The sequence below is a fragment of the Georgenia ruanii genome (assembly GCF_009193175.1).
GTDB classification, from domain to species: domain Bacteria; phylum Actinomycetota; class Actinomycetes; order Actinomycetales; family Actinomycetaceae; genus Georgenia; species Georgenia ruanii.
In genome coordinates, this window is sequence record NZ_VUKE01000024.1 from 23,962 (window position 1) to 36,693 (window position 12,732).

Genomic DNA, 12,732 nt, shown 5'->3' on the forward strand with positions numbered 1-12,732 from the left:
TTGCTAACGTTCGGGCCATCATTTCATCGTTTGCTCGGTGGTGAGCATGACGAGGACCCCGCAGCGCACCGGCTCGCTGGCCGAGCTCGCCGCGGACCTGCGCGAGCGCCTCGCCCTCGTGCGGCGCGGCGGCCCGGAGCCGGCCCGCGCGCGCCACGTGGCCCGCGGCAAGCTGCTCGTGCGCGAACGGGTGGACCGGCTCCTCGACCCCGGCTCGCCCTTCCTCGAGCTCTCCCCGCTGGCCGCCACCGGCATGTACGACGACGAGGTGCCCGCCGCCGGGATCGTCACCGGCATCGGCCGGGTGGCCGGGCGCGCGTGCGTCGTCGTCGCCAACGACGCCACGGTCAAGGGCGGCACCTACTACCCGATGACCGTCAAGAAGCACCTGCGCGCCCAGGAGGTCGCCGTCGCCAACCAGCTGCCCTGCCTCTACCTCGTCGACTCCGGCGGCGCCTTCCTGCCGCTGCAGGACGAGGTGTTCCCGGACCGGGACCACTTCGGGCGGATCTTCTACAACCAGGCCCGCCTGTCCGCCGCCGGCATCCCGCAGCTGGCCGCGGTCCTCGGCTCGTGCACCGCCGGCGGCGCCTACGTCCCGGCGATGGCCGACGAGTCGGTCATCGTGCGCGGCCAGGGCACCATCTTCCTCGGCGGCCCGCCGCTGGTGAAGGCCGCCACCGGCGAGGTCGTCACGGCCGAGGAGCTCGGCGGCGGCGACGTGCACGCCCGCACCTCTGGCGTCGTCGACCACCTCGCCGCCGACGACGCCGAGGCCCTGGCCCTCCTGCGCGCCGCCGTAGCCACCACCGCTACGCCCGGCCCGCCGACGCTGCGCTGGCAGCCGCCCGAGGAGCCGCAGGAGGACCCGGCCGGGCTCTACGACGTCGTCCCGGCCGACGTGCGCACCCCCTACGACGTGCGCGAGGTGATCCGCCGGATCGTCGACGGCTCCCGGCTGCAGGAGTTCAAGGCCCTCTACGGCGCCACGCTGGTGTGCGGCTTCGCCCGCATCTGGGGCTACGACGTCGGCATCGTCGCCAACAACGGCGTCCTCTTCTCCGAGTCCGCCCTGAAGGGCGCCCACTTCGTCCAGCTGTGCAACCAGCGCGGGATCCCGCTCGTGTTCCTGCAGAACATCGCGGGGTTCATGGTGGGCCGGGCCTACGAGAACGCCGGCATCGCCAAGGACGGCGCCAAGCTCGTCACCGCCGTCGCCTGCTCGGTGGTCCCGAAGCTCACCGTGGTGATCGGCGGGTCCTTCGGCGCGGGCAACTACGCCATGAGCGGGCGGGCCTACGACCCGCGGTTCCTGTGGACCTGGCCGAACGCGCGCGTGTCGGTCATGGGCGGGGAGCAGGCGGCGGCTGTCCTGGCCACGGTGCGCCGCGACGGCATCGAGGCCCGCGGCGGCGCCTGGTCCGCCGACGAGGAGGAGGCCTTCAAGGCGCCCATCCGCGCCCAGTACGAGGAGCAGGGCGCCGCGTACTACGGCACCGCCCGGCTGTGGGACGACGGCGTCATCGACCCGGTGGACACCCGGCGCGTGCTCGGGCTCGCCCTGGCCGCCGCCGCCCACGCGCCCGTCCCGCCGCCCGGCTACGGCGTCTTCCGGATGTGAGCGATGTTCTCCACCGTGCTGGTCGCCAACCGCGGCGAGATCGCCCTCCGGGTCGTCCGCGCGGCCCGGGCCGCCGGCCTGCGGACCGTCGCGGTGTACTCCGACGCCGACGTCGAGGCCCCGCACGTGCGCGCGGCCGACGCCGCCGTCCGCCTCGGGCCCGCGCCGGCCGCCGCGTCCTATCTCCACGTGCCCGCGCTGCTGGCCGCGGCCCGGGCCACCGGCGCCGACGCCGTCCACCCCGGCTACGGCTTCCTCGCCGAGGACGCCGGCTTCGCCCGCGCCTGCCTCGCCGCCGGGCTGGTGTGGATCGGGCCGCCCCCGGACGTCGTCGAGCGGATGGGCCGCAAGGACGCCGCCCGCCGGGCGGCGCTGGCCGCCGGGGTGCCGGTGCTGCCCGCCGTCGCCGAGGACGACGACCCGCCCGCGCATGGCGGCGAGGCGGGCGACGGCGCCCGCGGCGCAGCTGACCCCGGTGCGCGCGACCACGGCGCACCGGACGACGCCGCCCTCGCCGCGCGGGCCCTGGCCGAGGTCGGCCTGCCGCTGCTGGTCAAGCCCGCCGCGGGGGGCGGCGGCAAGGGCATGCACCTGGTGACCGACCCGGACGCGCTGCCGGTCGCGCTGGCCGCCGCCCGCCGCGAGGCCGCGGCCGCCTTCGGTGACCGGGCGCTGCTCGTCGAGCGGTACGTCCCCGGCGGGCGCCACGTCGAGGTCCAGGTCCTCGCCGACACCCACGGGCGCGTGGTGCACCTGGGCGAGCGTGACTGCTCCGTCCAGCGCCGCCACCAGAAGGTGGTCGAGGAGGCGCCGGCGCCCACCGTCTCGGCGGCGCTGCGCGCCCGGCTCACCGCCGCAGCGGTGCGGCTGGCGGCCGCGATCGGCTACGTCGGGGCCGGGACCGTCGAGTTCCTGGTGGCGGGGGAGCAGGCGTACTTCCTGGAGATGAACACCCGGTTGCAGGTCGAGCACCCCGTGACCGAGGCCGTCACCGGCCTCGACCTCGTCGCCCTCCAGCTCGCCGTCGCCCAGGGCGAGCCGCTGCCGCTGCGCCAGGAGGACGTGACCGTGCGCGGGCATGCGATCGAGGCCCGCGTCTACGCCGAGGGTGCGGACTTCCTGCCCCGCGCCGGGCGGGCGACCACGGTGCGCTGGCCCGAGCGCGCCCGCGTCGACGCCGCCCTCGAGCCCGGCCAGGACGTGACCACCTGGTACGACCCCCTGCTCGGCAAGGTGATCTCTCACGGCGCCACCCGGGAGGCGGCCCGCCGGCGCCTCGTCGCCGCGCTGGACGACACCGCCATCCTCGGGGTCGCCACCAACACCGGTGTGCTGCGCCGCCTCCTCGGCTCCGAGGCGTTCGCCCGCGCCGAGCTCGACACCACCTGGCTGGACACCCACCCCGGCGCCTTCCCGCCCGGCCCGCCGGACCTCGCCCTGTGTGCCGGCGCGTGGGCGCTCACCCGCCCTCCTGACCGGGGGGCCACCGACCCCTTCGCCGTCGCCGACGGCTGGCGCCTGGGGGGACCGCCCGCGCCCGTCGTCGTCGACCTCACCCACGACGGCGCGCAGCACCGACTTCTCATCGAGCCGGGCGGGCAGGCGGCGCCCGCTGGCGCGCGGGTGACGCTCGTGGGGGACGACGGCGCCGTGCGGCGTGCGGCCACCGTCCACCCGGAGACCGATCCCGCGGACACCGGGCCGGCCGGTGCGGGGCAGTTGGTTCGGGTGGAGGCCGACGGCGCCTGGCACCGCGCCGTCGTCGAACGCCGCAGCGAGGCCGTGGCCGTCGTGCACGAGGGCGAGGCCTACCGCTTCGCCGTCGCCGACCGGCTCGTGACGATTCTCGCGGCGCCCGCCGACGGCCTGGTCAGCGCCCCCATGCCGGGACTCGTGCGCGCCGTCGCCGTCCGCGCCGGGGAGGCCGTGACCGTGGGGCAGATGCTCGGCGTCCTCGAGGCCATGAAGATGGAGGTGCCGCTTCGTGCGCCCTGCGCCGGCACCGTCACGCAGGTCGCCGCCGCCGTCGGCGACCAGGTCGAGCTGGGCCAGCCGCTGTTCACCGTCACCGAGGAGGGCTGATGCGTACTGCGTTCACCGAGCTGGTGGGGGTCGAGCACCCGCTCGTCGGCTTCAACCGCTCGCCCGCCGTCGTCGTCGAGGTCTCCCGCGCGGGCGCGCTGGGCGTCCTCGGCGCGACCATGTACACCACCGAGCAGCTCGACGCCCGGCTCACCTGGATGGACCAGCGCCTCAAGGGACGGCCCTACGGGGTCGACCTGCTCGTCCCGGGCTCCGTGGGCGCCGGCGACGCGGGTGACGTGCCACCGAAGCACCGAGACTTCGTGGAGCGCCTGCTCGCCGCCTACGGCATCCCGCCGCTGCCGGCCGACGCCCACCTGGACCGCACCGGGCGGATCGACCTCAGCCTGGAGACCAACACCGACGCCCGCGTGGTCCACGAGCTGCTGGAGGTGACGTTCGAGCACCGGGTCGCCCTGGTCGCCAGCGCGCTCGGCACGCCGCCGCCGGAGATGGTCGCGCGGGCCAGGGCGGCCGGCGTGCCGGTGGCGGCGCTGGTGGGCACCGGGGAGCACGCGCGACGCCAGCTGAGCGCCGGCGTCGACGTCCTTGTCGCGCAGGGCACCGAGGGCGGCGGTCACACCGGGAGCGTCGCCACCATGGTGCTGACGCCGGAGGTAGTCGACCTCGCCGGGGACGTCCCGGTGCTCGCCGCGGGCGGCATCGCGACCGGCCGCCAGCTCGCCGCGGCCCTCGCGCTGGGCGCGGCCGGCGCGTGGACCGGCTCCGTGTGGCTCTCCAGCCTCGAGGACCCGGCGGCCGGCGTCATCAAGGACAAGCTGCTGGCCGCCCGCAGCACCGACACGGTCGTCTCCCCGACGCGGACGGGCAAGCCCGCGCGGCAGCTGCGCAGCGCGTGGCTGGACGCATGGGGCCGGCCCGGGGCGCCGTCGCCGCTGCCGATGCCGTGGCAGTCCACGCTCGTGCGCGAGGCGTGGGAGCGCATCGACCTCGCGGCGGAGGCGGGCGACGAGCGCGCCCGCGAGCTCGAGTCGTTCTTCGTCGGGCAGGTCGTCGGGACCTTCACTCGGCTGCGCCCGGCGGGGGAGATCGTGCGCGACATCGTGGCCGGCTGCGAGCGGCGGCTGCGCGAGCTGAGGGAGCTCGCCGCGCGCGACCTGGCGGGCTGACGGATTGCCCGGCGTCGAAGACCGCCGCCGCGACGGCCGCGACGATACGGTTCCCTGGAGCGGTTCCCCGAGAGCACGACCGCGGCAGCGACCAAGGAGGGTTCACCATGTGGTCCTGGATCGCAGGGATCGCCCTCCTCGTCCTCGCCGTCGTCGGGCTGTGGGCCGGCAAGCCTGGCAATCGTCGCGGCGGCGATCCTCAGCCGCCCGAGGTCCCGCCAGACCCGCGCCCCTTCTACTTCGGCAGCGGGAGCAATACCGGCCCCTTTTAGACGATTTAGTCCAATTCACCGGTCCCGGGCCGGGAGGGCCGGTACCTTCCGGGCATGAGAGTCCTGCCGAAGGCCGCTGCGGTCGTTGCCGGCGTGCTGCTCATGACCGGATGCGGCGCCTCCCAAGCCACCGCGCCGCCCCAGCTCGCAGCCTTCGACCAGCCCGCCACCGCCGAGGACGCACTACCCGACGGGCGGGATTTCGAGGAGTTCGCCTCGTTCCGCCGCATCGGAGAGGTCGACGGCGCACTGGTATACGCCGCGCAAGGGCCCGTCGAGCATCCCTGGTGCATCGTCGTTGTCGTCGATGGCCCCACCGAGGACGACGCCGTCGCGGGCGGGAGCTGTGCCGACGACGCGGTGTTCGCCCGGCGGGGCGTCTCTGTCGAGGTCGGCGGGCTCGGCCAGCACCGCACCGCGACGCTCCTGCCGGACGACTTCACCGGGCAGCTCGAGGACGGGTGGGAAGTCGTGGGCCCGAACCTCGGCGCCCCTACTGGGGCATAGCCGTGTCGGGCACAACCTGCGCGGGGCCTGCGAGGCCTGCAACTACGCCAGGCAGGCCCCCGGCTGGTCCGCCCGCACCCCCAGGCCGACACGCCGACACGCCACCAGGTGCCCGCGCCACCGACAGCGCCCTCGAACACCGCATGCGAGCCGACTTCGTCTGGACCGCCTGAACCGCAGCGCCGCGGCGGTACAGGCCCTACGCGAGCATCTCCTGCACCAGCGGCGCCACACGCGTCCCGTAGAGCTCGATGCTCTTCATGAGCCTCTCGTGGGGCAGGGTGCCCAGGGAGTACTTGAGGTCGAAGCGCGAGAGCCCGAGCGTCCGGGCGGCCCGGGCGATCTTGGTCGCCACCGTCTCCGGTGAGCCCACGAAGAGGGCGCCATCGGGGCCGAGCTCGTGCTCGAAGCGGTCCACGGTCATCGGCGGCCAGCCCCGCTCGCGGCCAATGCGCTCCTGCATGGCCCGGTAGTGCGGGAACATCTCCTCGCGCGCCTCAGCGTCGGTTGCCGCGACGTAGCCGGGGGAGTGGGCGCCCACGGGTTGGTCGGCCCGCTCGAGCTGGGACAGCGCACGGTGATAGAGGTCGACGAGCGGCGTGAACCGTGCCGGCTCCCCGCCGATGATGGCGAGCATGAGCGGTAGGCCGTAGCGCGCGGCGCGCACGACCGACTGTGGGCTGCCGCCCACGCCCACCCAGGTGGTGAGGCGGCCGGCGTCGGTGAACGGATAGACCTTCTGGTGGTCCAGCCCGGCGCGCGTGGTGCCCGACCAGGTCACCGGCCCCTCCGTCAGCAGCCGGCCGAACAGGTCGAGCTTCTCCTCGAAGAGCACCTCGTAGTCCTGCAGGTCGAGGCCGAAGAGCGGGAAGGACTCGACGAAGGAGCCGCGACCGAGGATCACCTCCGCGCGCCCGGAGGAGACGGCGTCGAGCGTGGCGAAGCGCTGGAAGACCCGCACCGGGTCGTCGGAGCTGAGGACGGTGACGGCGGAGCCGAGGTGGATCCGGCGGGTCTGACCGGCGATGGCCGCCAGCACGACCTCGGGCGCAGAGACGGCGAAGTCCGGCCGGTGGTGCTCGCCGACGCCGAAGAAGCTCAGGCCGACCTCCTCGGCGAGCACCGCCTCGGCGACGACGTTGCGGATGACTTGCGGGTGGGACAGCGGGACGCCGTCGGCGCCGACGGTGACGTCGCCGAAGGTGTCCAGACCGAGCTGAAGCTGGGGTGCCACGGGGCCCTCTCTTCCATGCAGACGTATCGACCGATGAACCCGCGCGCTGCCGGTGGTATTCCGGCCGGTTGCCGCGGCCCTCGCGTGCCGCCATGGTGGGCCGTGGCAACGCCCGCTGGATGGCCCGACGCCCGGGGCCGACCTGGGCGAGAAGGAGCGTCATGAGCAATCCCTTCGGCACAGACGTCGACCCCGACGCGGCCCCCGACCCGATGACCCTCGCGCGCGCGTGGGTCGGCGAACCGGATCGGCCTCTCGTGATGTCGCTGACCACCGTGACCGAGGACGGCGCCCCGGACGCCCGGCACGTCCACCTCTTCGCGATCGGGACCGAGGCGATCCGGTTCCACACCGACGCCCGCTCGCGCAAGGCTGTCCACCTGCAGGTCGACCCGCGGGTCGCGCTGGCGATCTTCTGGCCCGAGCCCCTGCGGCAGCTGGTCGTCGCCGGCCGCGCCGCCCCGGTCCCGGCGGCCACCCTCGACGATGACTTCGGCCGGCTCTCCCGCTACCTCCAGGTCCTCTCCTGGGTCAATGACGACGCGCTCGCCGCCCGGCCGGCGGGGGAGCGCCGCGAGGTCCTCGCCGCTTTCGAGGCGGCCCACCCCGGACCGCTCGCCCGGCCGGAGTGGTGGGTCGGTTACGCGGTGCGTCCGCACCGACTGAGCTTCTGGCGCGGCGACGACACCGGGCCGAGCAACCGCTTGGAGTACGTCCGTAACCCGGACGGCACGTGGCGCGCCACCCGCCTCGCCGGGTAGCGGCTTCGGCGGCGCCGCCGGTCGGACATGTCACGCATTCGGGGAGGTTCCGGCGGGCAATGGTGGTCGGTTACTCTGGGCTGGCCTTAGTTGAAGAGGCAACGAAGGTCGTCCCCGAGGAGCCCCGTGAGCAATCGCAAGCAGCAGGTCCAGGAGCGCGCCGCCCGAGTCGCCGCCATGCGCGCCGAGCAGGAGCGCAAGGACCGGCGGCGCAAGTGGCTCATCTACGGCACCTCAGGCGCCGTCGCGCTGGCCCTGATCGGCGCGGTCACCGTCCCGCTTGTCAACCACTCCCGAGAGCAGGCGGCCATCGAGGCCGCCGCCAACGCGCCCATCAAGGGTGTCGAGGAGTTCTCCGACCTCGGACGCGACCACGTGGAGGGCACGGTGGACTACGCCACCACCCCGCCGGTGGGCGGCGACCACAACGCGGTCTGGCAGAACTGCGGCGTCTACGACACCCCGGTGACCAACGAGCACGCCGTCCACTCGCTCGAGCACGGCGCCGTCTGGATCACCTACAACCCCGACCTGCCCGCCGACCAGCTGGCCGCGCTGCGCGACGCGGTCCGTGGCGACAACTACGCCCTTCTCAGCCCGTACGAGGGCCTGGACTCGCCGATCGTCATGAGCGCCTGGGGCTACCAGCTCAAGCTCGACGACGCCGCCGACGAGCGCATCCCCGTATTCCTTCAGCGCTACCTCCAGGGCGAGCAGACCCCCGAGCCCGGCGCGGCCTGCACCGGGGGCGTCGGCACGCCGGTCGCCTGATGTCGCGCGAGAGCCGGCCCGTGCGTGAGCACAGCCCTGCCGCGGGGGCCGACGACGGCGACACGACCGTCGGGGACGATGGCGCCACCGCGGTGGCCGGGCCCGCCGACGACGACGCCGCGACCCCGACCGCGGGAACCCGCCGCGGGATGACCGTGGCCGCCGTCGTGCTCCTCCTCGCCCTCGCCGCGGTGATCGGACTCATCGCCGGCTCCCGGCTGGCCGCGGGGCCGCAGCACCCGTCGACGGCATCGGTGGACGCCGGCTTCGCCCGGGACATGGGCACCCACCACGCCCAGGCGGTGGAGATGTCGACGATCGTGCGCGAGCGCACCGAGGACCCCGAGACCCGCAGCCTCGCGCTCGACATCGCGCTGACGCAGCAGCACCAGCTCGGGCAGATGTACGGCTGGCTGGAGCTGTGGGACCTGCCGCAGCGCTCCTCCGAGCCCACCATGGCGTGGATGAGCGATCACACGAGCCACGCGATGCCGCCGGCGGCACCCGGCCTCATGCCGGGCATGGCCACTCGCGCCCAGATCAACCAGCTCTCCGCCGCGCAGGGACGCGACGCCGAGCGCATCTTCCTGCAGCTGATGATTCCCCACCACGAGGCGGGGGTGGAGATGGCCGAGTACGCCGCCAACGAGGCCGAAGAGCCGGCGGTGCGCCATCTCGCCACCACGATCGTCCAGGCGCAGACCTCGGAGCTGACCGTGCTGCGGGACATGCTCGCCAAGCGCGGCGGCCCGCTCAAGCCCTAGCCGCTCGACTTTCGCCCGCTCCGCCCCCACCCCTTCTCCCCGTCGCCGCCGACGAGGACAATCCGTGGTGGCGAGGAGGGGTCATGCGCCTGAGGAGCTCAGCGACGGAGACGAGGCCGACGCCGCCGCGCACCGCCCTGGTCGCCGCCCTCCTCGGGGTGGCGGTCACCGCCGGGGCGGTGGCCCTGGCGGAGGTGCTCACGCGCGTGGGCGGGACCGGTCCGGGGCCGGTGGCCGCCGTCGCCGGGGTTTTCATCGACAACACGCCGCTGTGGCTCAAGGAGCTCGCGATCGGCTGGTTCGGCACCCACGACAAGCTCGCGCTCGGCGTGGGGATCGGCGTGGTCATGCTGCTGCTCGCGGTGGCCGCCGGTCTCGAGGAGCGCCGACGGCGCTACTCGGGCGGCGCCGTCGTCGTGGTGCTCGGTCTGGTCGCCGCCCTCGCCACGGTCACCCGACCCGACGGCGGCTGGGTCGCGGCGTGGCCCGTGCTCGTCAGCGCGGTCGCCGGGGCGCTCGTGCTCGTGGCGGTGGTCAACCCGACGCCGGGCGCCGCCGCGCGACCGGCGGAGGGGGCGCCGTCCGAGGCGGACGCGCCGCCCACCGGACCGGGGCGGCGCCAGCTGCTGCGGGGCGCGGGCCTGCTCGTGGGGGCGGCCGTGGTCGGCGCCGGCGTGTCCCGCCGGGTCGGGCGGGCGCCCGCCGCGGCGCCGATCGCGCTGCCGCCGCCGGCCACCCCGGCGCCGGCCACCCCGTCCCCGGCGACCGTCGGCGCCGACTTCGGGGTGCCGGGCCTGGCGCCCTATCGCACCCCCAACGCCGACTTCTACCGGATCGACACCGCCTTCGTCGTCCCCCGCGTGGACGCCGCGAGCTGGCAGCTGCGCGTGCACGGGCTGGTGGACCGGGAGGTCCGCCTCAAGCTCGTGGACCTCCTGGCCGCGCCGCTGACCCAGGCGTGGGTGACCCTGTGCTGCGTCTCCAACGAGGTGGGCGGGGACCTGGTGGGCAACGCCGAGTGGCTGGGCCTGCCGGTGCGCGACGTCCTCGCCCAGGCCGGCCCGCGGCCGGGGGCGGACATGGTGCTCTCGCGCTCGGTCGACGGCTTCACCGCCTCCACCCCGTTGGAGGTGCTGACCGACGGGCGCAACGCGCTGCTCGCCGTCGCCATGAACGGCAGCCCGCTGCCGCCCGAGCACGGCTACCCGGTGCGGATGGTGGTGCCCGGGCTGTACGGCTACGTCTCGGCGACGAAGTGGGTCAGTGAGCTCGAGGTGACCCGGTTCGCGGACGCGGCGGCGTACTGGACCCAGCGTGGCTGGGCGCCGCGGGGGCCGGTGAAGCTCTCGTCCCGCATCGACGTCCCGCGGGCCGGCCGGCAGCTGCCCGCCGGGCCGGTGACCGTGGCCGGGGTGGCGTGGGCGCAGCACACGGGGATCGCCGCCGTGGAGGTGCGGGTCGACGGCGGCGCCTGGCAGCCCGCCGAGCTCGCCGCCGACGTCAGCATCGACACCTGGCGCCAGTGGCGCTACCCGTGGACGGCCACGCCCGGCGCCCACACCCTGGAGGTGCGGGCGACCGACCGCAACGGCCAGGTCCAGACCGGCCGCCGGACCGATCCGGTGCCCGACGGTGCCACGGGCTGGCATCGCGTGGACGTCCGGGTCGCGTAGCGCCGGTCAGCCGTGGGTCGTGCCCGAGCCGAGCGCGCAGGCGCTCCTGCCAGACATCAACGGCTCGTGGAGCGCTGGTACTGCCAGGTCGCCAGGGGGACGAAGACGAGGAGGATCACCCCCGCCCACAGCACGGTGTAGAGCACGGGGTTCGCCAGCGCCCACGACGCCGGCGGCGCCGTGCCGGTGGGGTCGGGATTGCCGAACAGGTCGCGCGCGGCCTGGGTGACCGCGGAGACGGGATTCCACGCGGCGAAGGCCCGCAAGGGCCCGGGCAGCGTCTCGAGCGGCACGAAGGTGTTGGCGATGAACGTCAGCGGGAAGATGACGACGAACGCGGCGTTGTTGACGACCTCGGGCGTGGGCACGAGCATGCCGATCCAGGCCATGATCCACGAGATCGCGTAGGCGAAGAGCAGCAGCAGCACGACGGCGAGCAGCGCCTCGGGCACCGACGTGCGGATCCGCCAGCCCACCACCAGCCCGGTCACACCCATCACGACGAGGACGAGGACGTTGTTGACGACGTCGGACAGGGTGCGGCCGACGAGCACCGCCGAGGAGCTCATCGGCAGGGACCGGAACCGGTCGATGATGCCCTTCTTGACGTCCTCGGCCAGCCCCGCCCCGGTGATGGTGGCGCCGAAGACCACCGTCTGCGCGAAGATCCCCGCGATGAGGAACTCCCGGTAGGCGGCCCCGCCGGCCTCGCGGCCGATCGCCCCGCCGAAGACGTACGCGAAGAGCAGCACGAACATGATGGGCTGGATGGTGGTGAACACCAGCAGGTCCGGCACGCGCTTGATCTTGATGAGGTTGCGCCGGGCGACGACGCTGCCGTCGTGGACGGCGGTGCGCAGGCTCATCGCACCCCCTCGGTCGCGGGGAGGAGATCCTCGCCCTGGGGAACGTCGTCGGCGGTATGGCCGGTGAGGGTCAGGAAGACGTCGTCGAGCGTGGGACGTCGGATGCCGATGTCGTCCACGGCGATCCCGGCGTCGTCGAGCCGGTGCAGCGCCTCGACCAGCGCGCCGGTGCCCCCGGTGGTGGGCACGGCCAGCAGCCGGACCTTGACGTCGGTGCTCGGCGCGCCCACCGCCAGCGTCGCCAGCAGGTCGCGCGCGGCGGGCAGGGCGGCGGCGTCGCTGACGACCACCTCGAGCCGTTCGCCGCCCACCTGGGCCTTGAGCTGGTCGCTGGTGCCGCGGGCGATGACGCGGCCGCGGTCGATGACGACGATCTCGTCGGCGAGCTGGTCCGCCTCGTCCAGGTACTGGGTGGTCAGCAGGACGCTGGTGCCCCCGGTGACGAGGGTCTGGATGACCTCCCACATGTCCAGCCGCGAGCGCGGGTCCAGGCCGGTGGTCGGCTCATCGAGGAAGAGCACCGGCGGGTCCGCCACCAGGGCCCCGGCCAGGTCCAGCCGGCGGCGCATGCCCCCGGAGTAGGTGCGGGCCGGCCGGTCGGCGGCGTCCTCGAGCCGGAACTGCGCGAGCAGCTCGCGTGCCCGCTGCCGGCTTCGGCGCCGCGGCAGGTGGTAGAGCTGGCCGATCATGTCGAGGTTCTCGAACCCGGTGAGGTACTCGTCCACCGCCGCGTACTGCCCGGAGACGCCGATGCGCTCGCGCACCGTCGCCGGTTCGGCGAGCACGTCGGCGCCGGCCACGGTGGCCCGGCCGGCGTCCGGGCGCAGCAGCGTGGTGAGGATCCGGATGCACGTGGTCTTGCCCGCCCCGTTGGGCCCGAGCAGGCCGAGCACCGTGCCGGTCGGCACGGTGAGGTCGACGGCGTCGAGCGCGAGGACGTCGCCGTACCGCTTGGTCAGCCCGACGGCTTCGATGGCGTGGGTCATGGCAGGAACGCTACCGGGGGCCACCGACACCGCCCAGGGATTAGCCCGGCCCGGTGCCCGGCCCG

At 74.6% G+C, this 12,732-nt stretch carries 12 protein-coding genes; 9 read left to right on the plus strand and 3 right to left on the minus strand.

Translation table 11 applies throughout. From position 1 onward, the window contains the following. The first annotated feature begins 46 nt into the window (after positions 1 to 46). The 5 genes from GD880_RS18190 to GD880_RS18205 all read left to right on the plus strand — a co-directional run bounded on the left by GD880_RS18190 (position 47) and on the right by GD880_RS18205 (position 5,612). Entirely contained in the window at positions 47 to 1,621 is a 1,575-nt protein-coding gene (locus GD880_RS18190) for a carboxyl transferase domain-containing protein (RefSeq protein WP_152233025.1), read from the plus strand. A 3-nt stretch (positions 1,622 to 1,624) separates the two neighbouring features. After that, positions 1,625 to 3,703 carry an ATP-binding protein gene (locus GD880_RS18195; RefSeq protein ID WP_152233026.1) on the plus strand — a complete coding sequence of 693 codons (2,079 nt, stop codon included), beginning with the start codon at positions 1,625 to 1,627 and terminating at the stop codon, positions 3,701 to 3,703. Beyond that, positions 3,703 to 4,833: an NAD(P)H-dependent flavin oxidoreductase gene (locus GD880_RS18200; protein WP_152233027.1), complete on the plus strand. Its 1,131-nt coding sequence runs from the start codon at positions 3,703 to 3,705 to the stop codon at positions 4,831 to 4,833. Before GD880_RS18195 ends, GD880_RS18200 begins: the two co-directional genes overlap by 1 nt. Positions 4,834 to 4,940: 107 nt before the next feature. Further along, on the plus strand, positions 4,941 to 5,105 hold the full coding sequence (locus tag GD880_RS20500) for a hypothetical protein (protein ID WP_193314596.1): 165 nt from the start codon (positions 4,941 to 4,943) through the stop codon (positions 5,103 to 5,105). A gap of 54 nt (positions 5,106 to 5,159) precedes the next feature. Then, on the plus strand, positions 5,160 to 5,612 hold the full coding sequence (locus GD880_RS18205; protein WP_152233028.1) for a hypothetical protein: 453 nt from the start codon (positions 5,160 to 5,162) through the stop codon (positions 5,610 to 5,612). Positions 5,613 to 5,811: 199 nt separating this feature from the next. Here the strand turns inward: GD880_RS18205 and GD880_RS18210 are convergent, their stop codons facing one another. Then, complete coding sequence (locus GD880_RS18210; RefSeq protein WP_152233029.1) at positions 5,812 to 6,846, minus strand: LLM class flavin-dependent oxidoreductase; 1,035 nt, start codon at positions 6,844 to 6,846, stop codon at positions 5,812 to 5,814. Between the two features lie 161 nt (positions 6,847 to 7,007). On the opposite strand from GD880_RS18210, the gene GD880_RS18215 reads away from it, so the two are divergent. From GD880_RS18215 to GD880_RS18230, 4 genes are all read left to right on the plus strand, one after another. Then, positions 7,008 to 7,607 (plus strand): pyridoxine/pyridoxamine 5'-phosphate oxidase, encoded by a 600-nt coding sequence (locus GD880_RS18215; protein WP_193314597.1) that lies wholly within the window; start codon positions 7,008 to 7,010, stop codon positions 7,605 to 7,607. Positions 7,608 to 7,733: 126 nt separating this feature from the next. Continuing rightward, a complete protein-coding gene (locus GD880_RS18220) occupies positions 7,734 to 8,378 on the plus strand; it encodes a DUF3105 domain-containing protein (RefSeq protein WP_152233031.1) in 645 nt (214 codons plus the stop codon). Between the two features lie 20 nt (positions 8,379 to 8,398). After that, positions 8,399 to 9,142: a DUF305 domain-containing protein gene (locus GD880_RS18225; protein ID WP_226909806.1), complete on the plus strand. Its 744-nt coding sequence runs from the start codon at positions 8,399 to 8,401 to the stop codon at positions 9,140 to 9,142. Positions 9,143 to 9,225: 83 nt separating this feature from the next. After that, complete coding sequence (locus tag GD880_RS18230; RefSeq protein WP_152233032.1) at positions 9,226 to 10,815, plus strand: molybdopterin-dependent oxidoreductase; 1,590 nt, start codon at positions 9,226 to 9,228, stop codon at positions 10,813 to 10,815. Positions 10,816 to 10,871: 56 nt separating this feature from the next. On the opposite strand, the gene GD880_RS18235 is transcribed toward GD880_RS18230, so the two are convergent. After that, positions 10,872 to 11,681: an ABC transporter permease gene (locus GD880_RS18235; protein WP_152233033.1), complete on the minus strand. Its 810-nt coding sequence runs from the start codon at positions 11,679 to 11,681 to the stop codon at positions 10,872 to 10,874. Further along, positions 11,678 to 12,667 carry an ATP-binding cassette domain-containing protein gene (locus GD880_RS18240; protein ID WP_152233034.1) on the minus strand — a complete coding sequence of 330 codons (990 nt, stop codon included), beginning with the start codon at positions 12,665 to 12,667 and terminating at the stop codon, positions 11,678 to 11,680. Before GD880_RS18240 ends, GD880_RS18235 begins: the two co-directional genes overlap by 4 nt. Between the last annotated feature and the right edge of the window lie 65 nt (positions 12,668 to 12,732).